The sequence below is a fragment of the Mycobacterium gordonae genome (genome assembly GCF_002101675.1).
GTDB classification, from domain to species: domain Bacteria; phylum Actinomycetota; class Actinomycetes; order Mycobacteriales; family Mycobacteriaceae; genus Mycobacterium; species Mycobacterium gordonae.
On the sequence record NZ_LQOY01000057.1, the window covers coordinates 1 to 1,417 of the forward strand.

General features: G+C 60.0%; 1 protein-coding gene. It reads left to right on the plus strand.

All coding sequences use genetic code 11. The features are described 5' to 3' along the window. On the plus strand, positions 1-1,374 hold a 1,374-nt coding region (locus AWC08_RS35080; protein ID WP_218621741.1), incomplete at its 5' end, for a hypothetical protein. Positions 1,375-1,417 lie beyond the last annotated feature (43 nt).

Sequence of the window (1,417 nt, forward strand, 5' to 3'; positions counted from 1 at the left end):
TTGCCATGGGGACATCCTTCCAGCCCGCCCATGCTGGGCAAGCCAACTCAGATGTCACCTATTCGTGCAGCAGACCCCGGCGTCTTGCCCGAGCAACGCTACGAACTTGCCAGCCGAGCGTTCCCCGATTGGCTGACCGCGGAGCCGGTCACGATTCCAATGCATCATCCAATCCTGTTGTGGCATTGCTGGGTTCCCGGGTGCTCAAACATTTCACAGGTAACTCGACTGTGCACCAGCCATGCGAGGGACAAGGCAGATAGTGGCCAGTCGTTCGACGAGTTCGTTGCGACGGCTCAGCGAACCAAGACGGCATCCCAGAAATGGGGGTGGGCGCTACGCCGCAACCCAAACTGCCTCGGCTGCAGGGTAAGAGAGGCTCAATACACTGACGGATATTGCACATCGTGCCGTCGATCCCGCCAACGCGCGTTCGTGCGCGATGCCGTGTTCAACGAGGAAGCGTGGCGCTCAAGCCGCACCCTTGTGCCGCTACCAGAATGTCTTATTCATGGATGCGTCCACGACGCTGTCTCGTCCTCTCCCGGGGGAGATCGGACCTTGTGCCGCTCGCACTGGCAGCGTTGGAACTTCGCTGCCGAAGCGTCCCCTGCGATCGACTGGGAAGCATGGCAAGTCAGCGAGCGAACTGCTCGCCCGATGCGTAGCTGGAACTCCGAACAACTGCTACGCCTTGACCTGTTGCCCGAGCGACTGCACCGAGAGATCCGATACGCGCTGTGGCGTCTCGACGGCAGTGACCACGCAGCCCGTACCCCGGTGTTCATGCTCCGAGGCTGGATCGACTGGCTCCGGGAAACTAGAGTCCAGTCACTAGCCGAGGTAGCAACGGAAAGCCCGCCTTCAGGGAAACAGGACATCAATCTCCACAAGCGTCTCGTCGACCTTGCTCGGCCAGTTTCCGTTACGGCGGAACAGAGCATGCAAGAGGGCTGGTTCGACCCGGTCATGGTCGGCGCCGCACTGTTCAAAACCAGAGGAAAGCATCTACGCCGAAATCCGATCTCTCTCAGGAGCATCCCACAAAAATGGGCGCGCAACATCACGTGGCGACTCTTGAAAGATGAAGCGCTCAAACCAGCACACCGCCGCCGCACGTCCCACAATCTCATCTCCTGCACCGTGCGCGGCATGTCAATCCTCGGCGTGTGGCTCGCCGACAACGCCCCCGAATGCGGCGAAGAGCCTGAGCTTCTGAACTCCTCAACGGCCCGATCTTTCGGCACATATTTAGACACTTGCTTGGCTGAAGGAATCCCACTTCCCGGCGCCGAGGGAAAGGCTGGTCGAAAGCCTCCAAGCGTCGACACCATATCGAATGTCGGGTCTGCTGCACGAATAGGTGACATCTGAGTTGGCTTGCCCAGCATGGGCGGGCTGGAAGGATGTCCCCATG